The 296-nt window shown below is 64.2% G+C and carries 1 protein-coding gene; it reads right to left on the bottom strand.

Translation table 11 applies throughout. The features are described 5' to 3' along the window. A partial coding sequence (locus HA630_RS00560; RefSeq protein WP_208299885.1) for an acyl-CoA dehydrogenase family protein occupies positions 1 to 296 on the bottom strand: 296 nt, incomplete at both ends.

Genomic DNA, 296 nt, shown 5'->3' with positions numbered 1-296 from the left:
ATGTTCGCCTCGGGCACCTCCACGTTCTGGAACACCATCTCGCCGGTGTGGCTGCCGCGCATGCCCAGCTTGTCCAGCTTTTGCGCGGTGGAAAACCCGGGCATGCCCTTTTCCACGATGAAGGCGGTCACACCACGGGCACCCAGTTCCGGCTCGGTCTTGGCGTAGACCACCATGGTGTCGGCGTCGGGGCCGTTGGTAATCCACATCTTGCTGCCGTTGAGCAGGTAGTAGCCGCCCTTGTCCTCGGCGCGCAGCTTCATGCTGATCACGTCGGAGCCGGCGCCCGGTTCGCT

Source organism: Aquabacterium sp. A08, assembly GCF_011742065.1.
The sequence above is the reverse complement of the archived record's forward strand: the minus strand, read 5'-3'. Positions and strand labels throughout refer to the sequence as shown.